The sequence below is a fragment of the Microvirgula aerodenitrificans DSM 15089 genome (assembly GCF_000620105.1).
GTDB lineage: Bacteria > Pseudomonadota > Gammaproteobacteria > Burkholderiales > Aquaspirillaceae > Microvirgula > Microvirgula aerodenitrificans.
Map to the genome: position 1 here is coordinate 1 of NZ_JHVK01000005.1, position 14,027 is coordinate 14,027.

The following is a 14,027-nucleotide window of genomic DNA, read 5'->3' on the forward strand; positions in this document are numbered from 1 at the left end:
TGCCCGGATTTACTCCTCCTCCCGCGCCGCCAGTACCGTTGCCCGGATTTACTCCTCTCGCGCCGCCAGTACCGTCACCCGGATTGCCGCCTACTGAGCCGCCAGGACCGCTGCCAAGATTGCCTCCTCCCGCGCCGCCAGTACCGTCACCCGGATTTACTCCTCCCGCGCCGCCAGTATCGTCGCCCGGATTACGGCTGGGGTTAACGCTGGCCACGCCCTTTACCTGCGATGTTGCAACCGGGGTATCAGGCGCAGCGCCCTTTCCTCCCGAGGTTTTCTGCTTGTCATCCGATGAGGATCCCCCGCCGCCCGCCGACACCAGCAACGCAATCCCCCCCCTGCGGCCAGCGCATACCCGATTGTGCTTATCGACGGCATGCTCATGCCGCCGCCTTCCGCCTTCTCCTCCAGTTGGCGGAGGCAGGGAAGTGGCTGCCCGGTGAGCGGGTCGGTACCGCAGGCCATGGCTTTTGCGACCTGAATGTCAGACGTGTCGCCGCGGCTGCCCTGACCGGCCATGGCAGCCTGTCCGACCAGGGCCGTCAGCAGTGCTGCACGCCCGCCACGGAGTACGGCGGCAAACATCCAGCGCAACCAGCCCGGCATCGCCCGGCCGTTTCGCCACTGCTGGTACTGCAGTGCAGACTGTCGCCGGACCAGCACGCCGAGCCAGAAACGGTCCAGCCGGCGGCGCCGTTTTGCATGAAGCGGTTTACGCCAATGACCATTCCGCGCGGATGACCCGCTGATGCCCCTGGATCCCGTGGATGCATTCTTCACAATAACCTCCATAGATTAATAGCGCAGTCCGCCATCGGAGGAAAACCCGACAGAAACCGCATGGCCATGGCACGCAAATCCAATACGGAGCGTGCTGGCCATCGAAATGTTTTGATGAAAATTGCCCGAAATGAGCTGGCAAAAAACGCAGTGATCACTTGACCATCAGCGAAACAATCACTCAAGAGGAATACGCTGTAATTTCATTGCAAAACCACAGCCATGGCACGTAATAATGCTTGTTTATTTTCAAGAAAATTCTTTAACCGATTAAATTCCGCATTCAATTCTGAAGGAAAGAAAGCGGGGGGGGCGAATCGGCGCGGTAACATCCAGCACGGATTCAGCCGCCTGTCAGCGACGCCTGGCGGCCTTGACCCCTGGCGCAAAGAAACGCCAGGCCAGTGTCAGCGCATCAGGTCCGCCCGGATCAGAAAATGCCTGCCGTGCCGCGCCACCACTCCAGGCATGGCCCAGCCCCGCTATCCGGATCTGGCGCACATGGCAGGTGCTGCCCAGCATCCAGTCAGTCTGGGCAAAAGCACGCCGCGCGCCGCGCTGCAGCGTGCGCGTCGGCCCGGGCTGCGGCATTTCGCCAGGCAGCAGGTCCAGCCACAGCTGAGTCGTCGCAGCAGCGTTGTCGATCGACACGACGGCATCGTCGTCACCGTGCAGCACGATCAGCGGTGGCAACCGCCCCCCCGCCAGCCGCAGGCGCAGGCTGGCCAGGTCCGGTTCGCGGTCGCCGCGCATCGCCAGCCGGCCCTGCAGCGCATTGCTGGCGCTGTGCGGTACCGCGCCGGAATGGGCACCCACGGCGGCAAAGCGTTCCGGAAACTGCAGGACCAGGGTCAGCGCCATGCTGGCACCGGCCGACAGTCCCATGACATAGCGCCGCTCGCGTCGCACCGGATAGCGCCGGCTGACCTGCTCGGTCAGCGCCATCAGGATGGCCGACTCGCCCGCCACCTGGGTATCGGAGCGAAACCAGTTCCAGCAGCGATACGGATTGGCGTGCAGCGATTGCTCCGGCAGCAGGACGATGCAGCGTTCTGCCCGGGCCAGAGCCGCCGCCCGGGTCGTCGCCGCGAAGCTGGCGGCGTCCTGCTTGCAGCCGTGCAGCAACAGCAGCAGTGGTGCCGGCCGCGAAGGCGTCACTCCGGCCGGCACAAAGACCAGGTAGCGGCGCATCAGGGCCGGCCCCAGGCCCCCCTGGCCGCTTTCCCAGCGCCCGCTGCCGCGACTGGTCGGCGTCGCGGTGGGCGATGCCACGCCGGTCAGCGCCTTGCGCGCGGCCCGGCTGGCGGCATTGGCCTGTTCGACAGCGGCGTTGACCATGCTGCGCGCCACCGCCCGCTGCAGGCGGGTGGCGCTTCTGGTTGTGGCATCGGACAACGCGGTCCAGATGCTGACCGGTTTGCTGCGCTTGCGTCCCATTACTTCTCCAGACTGTCCGCCCGGCCCCGCCGCTGGCAGCGACGGGATGCCGGGCTGGTTTCCCGCCCGATCACGCGTTCACTCCAAGCACTTTTTGTTATTTGTTTTCCATTTAATCGTTTTTCCGGTTTTAAGGGAGCGGCGTAAAGTGCGTTCAACGGTGTACCGACACCGTAGCCGATTTTCCCCCTTTCCACTGTGACAACAGGACTTCTTCGTGACTGACGCCATCACGCCACGCAGCGCTTCCTGCCGATGTCGGCACCGCTGACGAGACGCATCGCCATTTGCCATCCGGCCCCCGGCCGGACCGACCAGACCCAGGAGTCCCGGAACATGAAACGCCTTGCCACTCTGACTGCCGCGCTGTCGCTGCTGTCCGCCTCGCTGTCCTTCGCCGCTGCACCGGTCAAGCTTACCGTCGCCGCCTCCGCCGTCCCGCATGCCGAAATCCTCGAAGCCATCAAGCCGACGCTGGCCCGGGAAGGGGTCGATCTCGATATCAAGGTCTTCAACGACTACGTGCAGCCCAATGTGCAGGTCGAGGAAAAACGCCTCGATGCCAATTACTTCCAGCACATTCCGTACCTGGACGAGTTCAACAAGACCCGCAACACCCATCTGGTGGCGGCCAGCAAGCCGATCCATATCGAGCCGTTCGGCGCCTATTCGCGCAAGTTCAAGCGCATCAGCGATCTGCCGGATGGCGCCACCGTCGCCATTCCGAACGATCCGGTCAACGCCGGACGCGCGCTGCTGCTGGACAAGAACAAGGTGATTGCGCTGAAAGACCCGAGCAACATTACCGCGACGGTCAAGAGCATCACCTCGAATCCGAAACACCTGAAGTTCAGGGAGCTGGAAGCCGCCACGCTGCCGCGCGTGCTTGATCAGGTCGATCTGGCGCTGATCAACGCCAACTACGCACTGGAAGCCAGACTGGTGCCGACCCGCGACGCGCTGTTTGTCGAGACCCGCTCCCCGTACGCCAATCTGCTGGTCGCCCGCGACGACAACAGAAACAGTGACGCCATCAGGAAACTGGCCGCCGCCCTGGCCAGCCCGGAAGTGAAGCAGTTCATCCAGAGCCGCTACAAGGGTGCGGTGATCCCGGCATTCTGAGCCGGGCAGATGACAGCCAGCCGGGCGGTGCCATGTTCCGGGGCGTCTCCCCGGCATTGACACCCGCCCTGCCCGCCGGTAGGTTTGGCGCATGAACAGCATCCTGCAGACTCTCACTACCACCGCGACCGCTTATGGCGGGTCGTGAGGTAGCGGTATCGGCACGATAACGCGCACTGTCCCACAGGCCCCGCCCGCACCGGACGGGGCCTGATCGTTTCTCCGTCCGTGCCGGCACACTCAGGAGAAACGGCATGAATCCCGCCCACCCCGCACCGCGCGCACTGCTGATCGTCGACATGCAGGTCGGCCTGTTTCACGGCCCGGAACGACCATGGCACGGCGACCGCGTGCTGGCGAACATCAACCGGCTGATCCACGCTGCCCGCGAGGCCGGCGCACCGGTCTTCGCCGCCCGCCACACCGGCGCGCCCGGCTCCCCGATCGAGGCCGGCAGTCCGCTGTGGCAACTGCTGCCGGCACTGGACGTGGATGAAAACCGCGACACGGTCTTCGACAAGACCCGGCCCAGCTGCTTCCATGGCACCGGCCTGCAGGCCCGGCTGGTACAGGCCGGTATCCGCGAACTGGTCATCGCCGGCATGAAAACCCAATACTGCATCGACACCACCTGCCGCGTGGCGACCGAACTCGGCCTGCAGGCGCTACTGGTCGCCGATGCCCATACCTGCATGGACACCCCGCTGCTGACGGCGGAAGCGATCGTCGCCCACCACAATGCGACCCTGGGCGGGCCGCTGGCCCGGTTGATGGAAACGGAGGAGGTGCGGTTTTGAGTGCGGGGCCGGGGAGCAAGGCCTTTTTTCCCCGCGCTACAGACTGCCAACTCCCCCATCCACCAGCAACTCCGTCCCCACCACGAACCCGGCCTCGTCCGATGCCAGAAACACGGCGGCCTGTGCCAGTTCGCGCGGTGTGCCCAGGCGCCCGATCGGCACCAGTTTGAGGATCTCGTCGTTCAGCACCGCCAGTTGTTCCGGCGGCAGGCCGAGCTTGCCCAGCGCCGAGGTCCGGGTCGGGCCGGGGCTGAGGCCGTTGACGCGGATGCCGCGCGCCAGCCACTCGCCCGACAGCGTGCGCGCCAGCGACAGCAGGCCGGCCTTGCGGGCGGCGTAGGCGCTGCTCTGCGGCAGGCCGATGCGGGCGCTGACCGAGCCGCACAGGATGACCGACGAGGGATTGGCCAGCAGCGGCAGCAGCGCCTGCAGCAGAAAGAACGGGCCTTTCAGATTGGTGGCCATCAGCCGGTCGTAGCTGTCCTCGTCCCAGTCCTGCACCGGCCGGTGCGTGACATCGCCGGCGTTGACGAACAGCACATCGAGTTGCGACCAGTGTGCGGCCAGTTGCTGCGCCAGTTCGCGCTGGTCGGCCAGCTGGCCGGCGTCACTGCGGATCAGGATCACGTGTTCGCCGAGTTCGCGGCCGGCGGCGGCCAGCGCATCGGGGTTGCGGCCGGTGATCGCCACCCGGGCGCCTTCGGCCAGGAACTGGCGTGCAGTTTCCAGGCCGATGCCGCTGGTGGCACCGGTAATGAGGGCGGTCTTGCCTTGCAGGCGTGGCATGTCAGGGTCTCCGTTCTGTGTCAAAACCCCAGTGTCAACGCATTGGTACCCAATGTATAGTAGGCACCAATTTGATACCAAAGAGGAGACTGGATAGCCATGCCGACGAATCATGCACAGCGGGACACGCCGCCGGAACCCTGCCCGATGGTGCAGTTTGTCGGGCTGATTTCCGGCAAATGGGCGATTCCGATCCTGTACCGGCTGATCGTGATCGACGGGCCGGTCCGTTTTGGCGAGTTGCAGCGCGCGGTGGCGCCGATCACCCAGAAAGAGCTGACCCGGCAGTTGCGCCTGTTCGAACAGAAGGGGCTGTTGCGGCGTCAGGTCTATGCCGAGGTGCCGCCCCGGGTCGAATACACCGTCACCGCCCTGGGCAAGACCCTGCGTCCGCCACTGGATGCACTGGCCGACTGGATGCGTACGCACGCGGCCGACCTCGGCGCGGAGGCTTGACGCCGCAGGCGCTCAGGGGCGGCGCCGGGCGCCGAGCGCCTTTTCGATTTTCCTGTCGGTCTTGTACTGGCTCAGCGCATAGACCGACCAGATCGCCGCCGGAATCCAGCCGATCACGGTGAGCTGCAGCAGCAGGCAGAACAGGCCGGAAAACGGCCGGCCAATGGTAAAGAACTGCAGCCACGGCAGGAAAATGGCGAGCAACAAGCGCATGAATCTCTCCAGACAAGACAGGGAAGCCGGACGCGGCGTCGCCGCTACCCGTCAGGCACCTTGCCACAATGCCGTCGGCATCATCAAGCCGACCCACATCACGCCAGATTCAACTTGGTCAGTATTTGACATTTTTTGAACGGTTTTTGGAATGGCAGCACTCGGGTGGGCGCGTACAAATATCGGCGTGCAAGACACACATCCACACGAGAAAAGGTGATTTACCATGACCAAGATCGTTAATTCCTGGAATGACTTTGATCCGCTGAAACACGTCATTGTCGGCCGTGCCGATCACAGCTGCGTGCCGCCGGAAGAACCTGCCACTTCGGAAAAGGTACCGATCGACAGCCCGATGCGTGGCATGTGGGGTCCGCGCCCGCTGGAAACGGTGGAAAAGGCCAATGCGCAGCTCGACAATCTGGCCCGCATCCTCACCGAGCGCGGCGTCAGGGTGGACCGTCCGGAACCGCTGCAGTGGAACCAGCCGGTCATTACCCCGGACTTCCGCACCGGCTCGATGATGACCTGCATGCCGCCGCGCGACACGCTGCTGACCATCGGCAATGAAATCATCGAAGCGGCGATGTCGTTCCGCTGCCGCTACTGGGAATACCTGGCCTTCCGTCCGCTGCTGTCGCAGTACTTCAACGAGGACCCGGAATTCCTGTGGAGCCAGGCGCCGCGTCCCCGGCTGTCCGACAAGTCGTACAAGCACAACTACTACGACGAGAAGATCTCGCTGGAAGAGCGGCTGGTCCGCACGGCGAACAAGGACTTCGTCACCACCGAGGAAGAAATCCTGTTCGATGCCGCCGACGTGATGCGGCTGGGCAAGGACCTGTTCATCCAGCACGGGCTGACCACCAACCGCAAGGCGATGGAATGGTTCAAGCGCCGCTACCCGGAACTGCGGGTCCATGCGGTCAACTTCCCCGGCGACCCGTACCCGATCCATATCGACGCGACCTTCGTGCCGCTGCGCCCGGGCCTGATCATCAACAACCCGCACCGGCCGCTGCCGAAGGCACAGCGCGAGATCTTCGAGAAGAATGACTGGCAGATCGTCGAAGCTGCCATGCCGGCCCACAAGGAACCGCCGCCGCTGTGCTACAGCTCGGTGTGGCTGTCGATGAACTGCCTGGTGCTCGACCACAAGACCGTGATCGTCGAAGCGTCCGAAGTGAACCAGCTGGAACAGATGGACAAGCTGGGCATGAACGTGATCCCGGTGCATTTCCGTGACGCCTATGCGTTCGGGGGCGGCCTGCACTGCTCGACGGCGGACGTGTACCGCGAGGGCAGTTGCCTGGACTACTTCCCGAAACAGGATTTCAACGACATCACCCGCGTGTAACCCGGGACATCACCCGCGCCAGCCCGGTCATCGTTCGCCTGCATGACCGGGCTTTTTGGCCACGTGACATCCCCCAGGAGCTTCGCCATGTCCACTGCCGTCCCGGCCGACAACAAGAAACTCGGCTTTGCCAATGCCTTTATCGCCGCCACCCTGATGGGGTTCGTCGGCTTCTTCGCCCGCCATATCGATGCTCAGGGCGATTTCATCGCCTTTTCGCGCATGCTGTGCGGCGGCATCCTGTTCTTCGCCATCCTGGCCTGGAAGGGTCGGCTGTCCGAGCTGCGCAGCTACCGCATTTCGGCCGGCATGGTCGCCAGCGGTTTCTTCATGGGCAACTGCCTGTCGGCCTATATCGCGGCGACCCAGCTGACCTCAATCGCCAATGCGGTGTTCTTTATCTATATCGGGCCGATCATTTCCACCCTGCTGGCTGTGATTTTTCTCAAGGAAAGGATGAAATTCGCCACCTGGTTCGCAATGGCAGCCGTGTTTGCCGGCATGATGCTGATTGTGGGGCTGGTGTCGGTCGACGCCGGTGGCGTTCACTTCGGCATGACGTTTTCCAGCAAGACCTTCGTCGGCGACATGCTGGCTCTGTATTCGGGCGTCGGCTATGGCCTGTTCCTGTTCTTTGGCCGCTTCCGCACCGATGTTCCCGGCGAAACCCGCGCCTTCTGGAACTTCGTGTTCGCGCTGGCCGGCATCAGCATCCTGTTCCTGTTCACCCGCCCCGGCGTGGCGCAGATGGCGACAAGCGACTGGCTGTGGTGGATCGGCATCGGCATTGTCTGCGGCTTCGGCGCGCTGGGCGCATGCACCATCGCCACCCGCCATCTCAAGGCGGCCGAGTTTGCCTGCGTGTCGTACTGGGAGTGCGTGGTTGCTGCCGTGTTCATCGGCTGGCTGGTGTATGGCGAGGTGCTGTCAGCGGTGCAGTTGCTGGGCGGGCTGCTGATCATTGCCGGCGGCACCGGCGAGATGGCCATCGGCCTGCTCGGCCGCGGTCTGAAGCGCAGGAAAGTACCGGAAACCCGACCGGTCTGACGCCAGACCCCGGTTCCCCGCTCCCGGCACGCGCACTGTGCCCCTCGACCCCGACGGGAAGAAAAACATGACCACCCTGACCGACAGACAGCCTCTCGCCCCCCACGCCAGCGATCCGCCCCGGGCCTTGCGCCGGGCAGCGACCGCCAGCTTTATCGGCAATTTCGTCGAATGGTTCGACTACGCGTCCTATGGCTATCTGGCCGCCATCATCGCCGTGGTGTTCTTCCCGGCCAGCGATGCCACTACCGGCCTGCTGGCCACCTTCGCCGTGTTTGCCCTGTCCTTTGTCATCCGCCCGCTGGGCGGTATTTTCTGGGGCCATCTCGGCGATCGCGTCGGCCGGCGCAGCGCGCTGTCGCTGTCCATCCTGCTGATGTCCGGCGCCACCTTCTGCATTGCCTTCCTGCCGTCCTACCAGCAGGTCGGCATGCTGGCGCCGCTGCTGTTGCTGCTGATCCGCCTGGTGCAGGGGTTTTCCGCCTCGGGCGAGTACGCAGGCGCCGCCGCCTTCCTGACCGAGTATGCGCCGGAAGGCCGGCGTGGCCTGTATGCCAGCATCGTGCCGGCCAGCACCGCGGCCGGGCTGCTGTTCGGCTCGCTGTTCGTGGTCATGCTGCATGCCTGGCTGACGACCGAGCAGCTGCACAGCTGGGGCTGGCGACTGCCGTTCCTGCTGGCCGCCCCGTTCGGTCTGGTCGGCCGCTATATCCGTCTGCACCTGGAGGACACGCCACAGTTCCGCAGCATGGCGCGCCAGATGGAACGCAAGGCCCCGGACAGCGCCATCCCGATCCGGGTGCTGCTGACCACCTACCGCAGCAAGGTGGTGATCGCTTTCGGTGTCACCTGCCTGAACGCGGTCGCGTTCTATCTGATCCTCAGCTACATGCCGACCTATCTGTCAGCAGAGCTCGGCGTGCCGGAAACCGAGTCGTTCATGGCATCGACGGTGTCGCTGACCGCCTATATCGGCTTTATCTTCCTGTCCGGCGCGCTGTCCGACCGGCTCGGGCGCAAGACCATGCTGATTGCCGCGTCACTGTGCTTCATCGTGCTGACCGTGCCGCTGTTCATGCTGCTCGACCATGCCGGCTTTCTGACCCTGATCCTGATCCAGATCGTGTTTGGCGCGCTGCTGACGCTGAACGACGGCACGCTGGCCAGTTTCCTGTCGGAAATCTTTCCGACCCGGGTCCGCTACAGCGGCTTTGCCTTCAGCTACAACATGGCCAATGCGCTGTTCGGCGGCACCGCGCCATTTATTGCCACCTGGCTGATCAGCGTCACCGGCAGCAAGCTGGCACCGGCCTGGTATCTGGTTCTGGCCTCGGTCGTCGCCCTGCTGGCGATGCGCTGCATCCACGAAACGGCGCACCGGCCGCTGGACGACCGCTGAGCTCGTCTCAGGCCGTTACCCGCGCCGCATCCAGCGCGGCCATGGCCGGGTCGATCATGGCCAGCAGCCGGGCCCGGCTCACGCCATCCCGGGCCTGCACCGACAGGCCGTGCAGCAGGGTGGCGTAATAGTCACCCAGTGCGGCAACATCGACATCGGCCCGCAACTCGCCACCGTCCTTCGCTGCCTGCAGCCGGTCGATGATCGAGCGGGTGCGCTGGCGCCGGTGTTCGGCCAGCCAGTCCAGAACCCCGTCGTTCTCCACCGTGCAGTTGGTCGCTGCCGACACCACCAGGCAACCATGCGGATGGCCACGCCGGGTATAGATCGTCACTGCGTCGCGCAACAGGCGCTCGACCGCCGCCCGCGCCGAGTGCTCTCCGGCCAGCGCGCGGGTGGCGAAGCCGCCGTCCCCCGCCTCGTACAGCGCCACGGCCTCGCGGAACAACTGCTCCTTGCTGCCGAATGCCGCATAGATGCGGGCCGAAGCGATGCCCAGTGCGTCGACCAGACTCGCCATGGACGTGCCTTCATAGCCGCGTTCCCAGAACGCGGTCATCGCCCTTTTCAAGGCCAGATCCCGGTCGAATTCCCTTGGTCGTCCCGCCATTGCTCTCCTGCCCGTCCATGCCGACTGGCGGAATTCTAACCCGGTCCGCACTTGACGCGAGCGGGAATCTCGCTCTATTCTTTGTCGATCGACAAAGAATTAGGACATGGAAAATCATGCAGACCATTAAGGGCCCCAGCCTTCATCTCGCCCAGTTCAGCGACAGCACACCCCCCTTCGACAGCCTGGCCTCGATGGCCGGCTGGGCGGCACAGACCGGCTTCAAGGCCTTGCAGATCCCGGCCTGGGACGCACGCCTGTTTGATGTCAGAACCGCCGCGCACAGCCAGGGCTACTGCGACGAAATCAACGGCCTGCTGGCCGGGCACGGGCTGGTCATCAGCGAGCTGACCACCCACCTCCTCGGTCAGCTGGTGGCGGTACACCCGGCCTACGATGCCCTGTGCGACAACTTCGCTCCGGCCGTGCTGCGCGGCAGGCCGCAGGCACGGACCGAGTGGGCACTGGAGCAACTGGCGCTGGCGGCCCGCGCTTCACGCCGGCTGGGCCTGACCGAGATGGGGACGTTCTCCGGCTCGTTTGCCTGGCCTTACCTGTTCCCGTTCCCGCAACGTCCGGACGGGCTGATCGACGCCGCTTTCGACGAGCTGGCGCGACGCTGGCGCCCGATTCTCGATGCCTGCGACGAACAGGGAGTCAATCTGTGCTACGAAATCCACCCGGGCGAGGACCTGCACGACGGCACCACCTTCGAGCGCTTCCATGAGCGGGTCGGCCGGCATCCGCGCTGCCACATCCTGTTCGATCCGAGCCATTTCGTCCTGCAGCAACTCGACTATCTGGCTTTCCTGGATCGGTATCGCGACCACATCCGCATGTTTCACGTCAAGGATGCGGAGTTCAATCCCGATGGCCGGCAGGGCATCTATGGCGGTTACAGCAACTGGGTCGACCGCGCCGGCCGTTTCCGGTCGCTGGGAGATGGCCAGGTGGATTTCAGGGCGATCTTTTCCCGGCTGGCCCAGTACGACTATCAGGGCTGGGCCACGCTGGAATGGGAGTGCTGCCTCAAGGACCAGGAGGATGGCGCGCGCGAAGGCGTCGCCTTCATCAACGACCACATCATCCGGGTGACCGACAAGGTGTTCGATGACTTCGCCGGTGCCGCCGTCGACCGGGCACAGATCCACGCCATGCTCGGCATTGCCTGAGCCCTTTTCGCCCCTTCCTTATTTCCCGAGTCCATACCGATGACAATCCGGAACGACAGACCGCATCCCGATACTTCTTCCTTCACCCACCGCTATGTACGCATCGACGGCCACCGCGTGCACTGCGTCTGCGCCGGCCACGGCCGCCCGGTCCTGCTGATTCCCGGCTGGCCGCAGACCTGGTTCGCCTGGCGCCATGTCATGGCGGCACTCGCCGGCCACGGTTTCATGGCCATTGCCGTCGACCCGCCCGGCACCGGCCATTCCGACCGGCCGCAAGACGGCTACGACACCGGCAGCATCGCCGCCACCCTGCACCGGGTCATGCAGACTCTTGGTCACGAGCGCTATCAGGTCGTCGGCCACGATGTCGGCATGTGGGTCGGCTACGCGCTGGCCAGCGACTTCCCGACGGTCGTGCAGCGACTGGCGGTCACTGAAGCCGTCATTCCCGGACTGGCAACGGCGCCGTCGATTTTCGTCCCGCCGGAGCAGAACGTCTTCCTGTGGCATTTCCTGTTCAACCAGCTGGCGGACCTGCCGGAAGCGCTGACTGGCGGGCGCGAGACGGCCTATCTGAGCTATGTGTTCGATACCTGGTCACATCACCGCGACCGGGTGGCAACCCGGGTATACATCGAGGCCTACTCGGCACCCGGCGGCCTGCGCGGCGGCTTTGCCTACTACCGGGCCATCCCGGAAACCATCCGCCAGAACCGGGTGCGCGCCGGGCGGAAGCTGGGGATGCCGGTACTGGCGATCGGCGCCGAGTTCGCCACCAATGACGCCCCACTGCTGACCCTGCGCGACCATGCGACGAATCTGCGTGGCGCGATCATCCCGGATTGCGGCCATTTCATCATGGAGGAAGCCGATCAGGCGTTTATCGCCCACCTGCTGCCCTTCCTGGACGGAGGCCACTGACCATGCCGCTCGACACCCGAATGGCCGCATTCCTCGCCGATCGGCCGGCTGCATCCGCGCTGCCGCCACTGGCGGAAATCCGCAAGGCGTCCGACCTTGAGCTGGCCAGCCTGCAAGGACCGCCGGAAGCGGTCACCGACATCACGACCCTGGTGACGACCACGGCGGACGGGTATCCGCTGCGGGTGCGCATCTACCGCCCGGCCACGCTGGACGAGCCGTCCGCACCGGCACCGGCCATCGTGTTTGCGCACGGCGGCGGCTGGTTCCAGTGCTCGCTGGCGCTGTATGACAATCCGTGCCGGGCACTGGCCAATGCGACCCGCTGCGTCGTGCTGTCCGTCGACTACCGGCTGGCCCCGGAGCACCCGTTTCCGCAGCCGCTCGAAGACGTCTATCACGCCCTGGTCTGGGCGGCAGGTCATGCCGACACGCTGGGCATCGACCCGCACCGGCTGGCGGTGGGCGGAGACAGTGCCGGCGGCAACCTCGCTGCCGCCGCCGCCCTGCTCGCGCGCGATCGCGGCGGCCCGGCAATCGCCCACCAGTTACTGCTGTATCCGGCGCTGGATCACGCCATGAACACCGACTCGTACACACGCCATGCCAGCGGTTACTACCTGACCCGCGACATCATGCAATTCTGCTGGTCCGTCTATCTGGAATCCGCAGCGGATGGCGCTTCGCCCTATGCATCCCCGCTGCAGACGCCCGATCTCGCGGGACTGCCGGCGGCAAGCATTCTGGTCTGCGAATACGACCCGCTGCGCGACGAGGGCATCGACTATGCGCGGCGTCTGCGCGAGGCGGGCGTCGAGGCCCGTGCCGAACAACTGGACGGCATGATCCACGCCTGCATCCACATGTCGGGCCTGACACCGGCGGCCAGGCGACTGTTCGAGCGCGCGGGCAGCCTGGTCGTGCAGGCGCTGGCATAGCCGGAGGCCACAGACCCGCCCTCCGGCTATGCCCGCTCCGCCGGCCATGCCGGCCAGCGGGGCAGATCGTCACCGGCCAGCCACGGCGGCGAATCGGCGGTCCAGATATGCTGCTGCGGCCGCAGGCCGGGATCGTCGTCGAGCGTCGCCACACGGACAATGACATGCGCCTGGTGCGGACGTTCCGCTACCAGGTGCGAACCACACTGCGAACAGAAATACCGCCACTTGCCCGGAGAGGACTCGAAGCCCGACAGCAGGTCTTCGCCTTTCAGCCAGCGAAAATGCGAACGCATGACCCCCGCCGTGGTCGCAAAGGCCGCTGCGTGGGCCTTGCGGCAGGTCCGGCAATGACAATGCCCGATCGGCATGTCGATGCGGTCGATCTCGTATTCAATAGCCCCGCACAGACAGCTGCCCTTCATGCATCACTCCGGTCGAACACCGGCTCGCAACGCACCTCGCTGCGGACCGAGTTGGCGATATAGCACGCATCATGTGCCTGATGGTGCATCTGTTCGATCTGCTCTCGCGTCGGCAGCCGCTCACCGGAAAAGTGTACCTCCGGCCGCAGCGTGACCACCGTCATTGCCACCCGGCCATCCGCGTTCTGGCCCATGACGCCAACCGCCGCATCGAAGTAGCGGTCGACGCAGAAACGTCGCCTGGCAGCAATGGACAGGAACCACAGCATGTGACAGCTGGACAGGGACGCGACAAAGGCTTCCTCCGGGTCGACCGCCGAGGCATCGGACATCGGCAGCGGCACGACATGCGGCGACGAGGAGCCGGCGACTTCCGCACCACCATCAAAACGCAGCACATGCCGGCGGCTGTAACGGTTGCCCAGAAAATCCTGCTCGTCGCGTTGCCAGAGTACTTCTGCACCGTATTCAGCCATGTCGGTCCTTTCGGTTTTCGGGTATTGCCGGCGCCCTCACACCAGCTATAAGGCGTCGATTCTGGACATGCCGGACACAGTCAGG

The 14,027-nt window shown here is 64.8% G+C and carries 16 protein-coding genes; 10 read left to right on the forward strand and 6 right to left on the reverse strand.

The window, feature by feature from the left end:
• Positions 1-1,137: 1,137 nt before the first annotated feature.
• On the reverse strand, positions 1,138-2,220 hold the full coding sequence (locus Q352_RS0106995) for an extracellular catalytic domain type 1 short-chain-length polyhydroxyalkanoate depolymerase (protein ID WP_028498731.1): 1,083 nt from the start codon (positions 2,218-2,220) through the stop codon (positions 1,138-1,140).
• Between the two features lie 336 nt (positions 2,221-2,556).
• Between Q352_RS0106995 and Q352_RS0107000 the strand changes: the two genes are divergently transcribed.
• Both Q352_RS0107000 and Q352_RS0107005 read left to right on the forward strand, forming a co-directional pair.
• Positions 2,557-3,342 (forward strand): MetQ/NlpA family ABC transporter substrate-binding protein, encoded by a 786-nt coding sequence (locus Q352_RS0107000; protein ID WP_028498732.1) that lies wholly within the window; start codon positions 2,557-2,559, stop codon positions 3,340-3,342.
• 254 nt (positions 3,343-3,596) lie between these two features.
• Positions 3,597-4,139, forward strand: a complete 543-nt coding sequence (locus Q352_RS0107005) for a cysteine hydrolase family protein (protein ID WP_028498733.1) — start codon at positions 3,597-3,599, stop codon at positions 4,137-4,139.
• A gap of 36 nt (positions 4,140-4,175) precedes the next feature.
• Here Q352_RS0107005 and Q352_RS0107010 read toward each other — a convergent pair whose 3' ends face one another.
• Positions 4,176-4,925, reverse strand: coding sequence for an SDR family oxidoreductase (locus Q352_RS0107010; protein WP_028498734.1), 750 nt, complete (start codon positions 4,923-4,925; stop codon positions 4,176-4,178).
• 99 nt (positions 4,926-5,024) lie between these two features.
• On the opposite strand from Q352_RS0107010, the gene Q352_RS0107015 reads away from it, so the two are divergent.
• Positions 5,025-5,381 carry a winged helix-turn-helix transcriptional regulator gene (locus tag Q352_RS0107015; RefSeq protein WP_036385594.1) on the forward strand — a complete coding sequence of 119 codons (357 nt, stop codon included), beginning with the start codon at positions 5,025-5,027 and terminating at the stop codon, positions 5,379-5,381.
• 12 nt (positions 5,382-5,393) lie between these two features.
• On the opposite strand, the gene Q352_RS0107020 is transcribed toward Q352_RS0107015, so the two are convergent.
• A complete protein-coding gene (locus Q352_RS0107020; protein WP_028498736.1) occupies positions 5,394-5,594 on the reverse strand; it encodes a YqaE/Pmp3 family membrane protein in 201 nt (66 codons plus the stop codon).
• On the opposite strand from Q352_RS0107020, the gene Q352_RS23265 reads away from it, so the two are divergent.
• The 4 genes from Q352_RS23265 to Q352_RS0107035 all read left to right on the forward strand — a co-directional run bounded on the left by Q352_RS23265 (position 5,593) and on the right by Q352_RS0107035 (position 9,397).
• Positions 5,593-5,733 (forward strand): hypothetical protein, encoded by a 141-nt coding sequence (locus tag Q352_RS23265; RefSeq protein ID WP_156952487.1) that lies wholly within the window; start codon positions 5,593-5,595, stop codon positions 5,731-5,733. The genes Q352_RS0107020 and Q352_RS23265 overlap by 2 nt on opposite strands.
• 87 nt (positions 5,734-5,820) lie before the next feature.
• The gene (locus Q352_RS0107025) at positions 5,821-6,951 is read left to right on the forward strand and encodes a serine/threonine protein kinase (RefSeq protein WP_028498737.1); all 1,131 of its coding nucleotides are present in this window, start codon (positions 5,821-5,823) and stop codon (positions 6,949-6,951) included.
• Between the two features lie 87 nt (positions 6,952-7,038).
• On the forward strand, positions 7,039-7,998 hold the full coding sequence (locus Q352_RS20120) for a DMT family transporter (RefSeq protein ID WP_036385596.1): 960 nt from the start codon (positions 7,039-7,041) through the stop codon (positions 7,996-7,998).
• Positions 7,999-8,065: 67 nt separating this feature from the next.
• A complete protein-coding gene (locus Q352_RS0107035; RefSeq protein WP_028498738.1) occupies positions 8,066-9,397 on the forward strand; it encodes an MFS transporter in 1,332 nt (443 codons plus the stop codon).
• A gap of 7 nt (positions 9,398-9,404) precedes the next feature.
• Here the strand turns inward: Q352_RS0107035 and Q352_RS0107040 are convergent, their stop codons facing one another.
• Entirely contained in the window at positions 9,405-9,956 is a 552-nt protein-coding gene (locus tag Q352_RS0107040; protein ID WP_028498739.1) for a TetR/AcrR family transcriptional regulator, read from the reverse strand.
• Between the two features lie 167 nt (positions 9,957-10,123).
• Between Q352_RS0107040 and Q352_RS0107045 the strand changes: the two genes are divergently transcribed.
• Genes Q352_RS0107045 through Q352_RS0107055 form a run of 3 tightly spaced genes read left to right on the forward strand, consistent with a single transcriptional unit; the run spans position 10,124 to position 13,041 of the window.
• Complete coding sequence (locus Q352_RS0107045; RefSeq protein ID WP_028498740.1) at positions 10,124-11,179, forward strand: sugar phosphate isomerase/epimerase family protein; 1,056 nt, start codon at positions 10,124-10,126, stop codon at positions 11,177-11,179.
• A 39-nt stretch (positions 11,180-11,218) separates the two neighbouring features.
• The gene (locus Q352_RS0107050; protein ID WP_028498741.1) at positions 11,219-12,103 is read left to right on the forward strand and encodes an alpha/beta fold hydrolase; all 885 of its coding nucleotides are present in this window, start codon (positions 11,219-11,221) and stop codon (positions 12,101-12,103) included.
• 2 nt (positions 12,104-12,105) lie between these two features.
• Positions 12,106-13,041 carry an alpha/beta hydrolase gene (locus tag Q352_RS0107055; protein ID WP_028498742.1) on the forward strand — a complete coding sequence of 312 codons (936 nt, stop codon included), beginning with the start codon at positions 12,106-12,108 and terminating at the stop codon, positions 13,039-13,041.
• Between the two features lie 26 nt (positions 13,042-13,067).
• Here the strand turns inward: Q352_RS0107055 and Q352_RS0107060 are convergent, their stop codons facing one another.
• Together Q352_RS0107060 and Q352_RS0107065 are read right to left on the reverse strand one after the other, a co-directional pair.
• Positions 13,068-13,466 carry a GFA family protein gene (locus tag Q352_RS0107060; RefSeq protein WP_028498743.1) on the reverse strand — a complete coding sequence of 133 codons (399 nt, stop codon included), beginning with the start codon at positions 13,464-13,466 and terminating at the stop codon, positions 13,068-13,070.
• Positions 13,463-13,942, reverse strand: coding sequence for an OsmC family protein (locus tag Q352_RS0107065; protein WP_028498744.1), 480 nt, complete (start codon positions 13,940-13,942; stop codon positions 13,463-13,465). The genes Q352_RS0107060 and Q352_RS0107065 overlap by 4 nt, the downstream gene beginning before the upstream one ends.
• Positions 13,943-14,027: the final 85 nt, after the last annotated feature.

Coding starts and splice junctions, on each gene's coding strand:
- Q352_RS0106995 (WP_028498731.1), bottom strand. CDS start 2,220: ATGGGACGCAAGCGCAGCAAACCGGTCAGCATCTGGACCGCGTTGTCC.
- Q352_RS0107000 (WP_028498732.1), top strand. CDS start 2,557: ATGAAACGCCTTGCCACTCTGACTGCCGCGCTGTCGCTGCTGTCCGCC.
- Q352_RS0107005 (WP_028498733.1), top strand. CDS start 3,597: ATGAATCCCGCCCACCCCGCACCGCGCGCACTGCTGATCGTCGACATG.
- Q352_RS0107010 (WP_028498734.1), bottom strand. CDS start 4,925: ATGCCACGCCTGCAAGGCAAGACCGCCCTCATTACCGGTGCCACCAGC.
- Q352_RS0107015 (WP_036385594.1), top strand. CDS start 5,025: ATGCCGACGAATCATGCACAGCGGGACACGCCGCCGGAACCCTGCCCG.
- Q352_RS23265 (WP_156952487.1), top strand. CDS start 5,593: ATGAATCTCTCCAGACAAGACAGGGAAGCCGGACGCGGCGTCGCCGCT.
- Q352_RS0107020 (WP_028498736.1), bottom strand. CDS start 5,594: ATGCGCTTGTTGCTCGCCATTTTCCTGCCGTGGCTGCAGTTCTTTACC.
- Q352_RS0107025 (WP_028498737.1), top strand. CDS start 5,821: ATGACCAAGATCGTTAATTCCTGGAATGACTTTGATCCGCTGAAACAC.
- Q352_RS20120 (WP_036385596.1), top strand. CDS start 7,039: ATGTCCACTGCCGTCCCGGCCGACAACAAGAAACTCGGCTTTGCCAAT.
- Q352_RS0107035 (WP_028498738.1), top strand. CDS start 8,066: ATGACCACCCTGACCGACAGACAGCCTCTCGCCCCCCACGCCAGCGAT.
- Q352_RS0107040 (WP_028498739.1), bottom strand. CDS start 9,956: ATGACCGCGTTCTGGGAACGCGGCTATGAAGGCACGTCCATGGCGAGT.
- Q352_RS0107045 (WP_028498740.1), top strand. CDS start 10,124: ATGCAGACCATTAAGGGCCCCAGCCTTCATCTCGCCCAGTTCAGCGAC.
- Q352_RS0107050 (WP_028498741.1), top strand. CDS start 11,219: ATGACAATCCGGAACGACAGACCGCATCCCGATACTTCTTCCTTCACC.
- Q352_RS0107055 (WP_028498742.1), top strand. CDS start 12,106: ATGCCGCTCGACACCCGAATGGCCGCATTCCTCGCCGATCGGCCGGCT.
- Q352_RS0107060 (WP_028498743.1), bottom strand. CDS start 13,466: ATGAAGGGCAGCTGTCTGTGCGGGGCTATTGAATACGAGATCGACCGC.
- Q352_RS0107065 (WP_028498744.1), bottom strand. CDS start 13,942: ATGGCTGAATACGGTGCAGAAGTACTCTGGCAACGCGACGAGCAGGAT.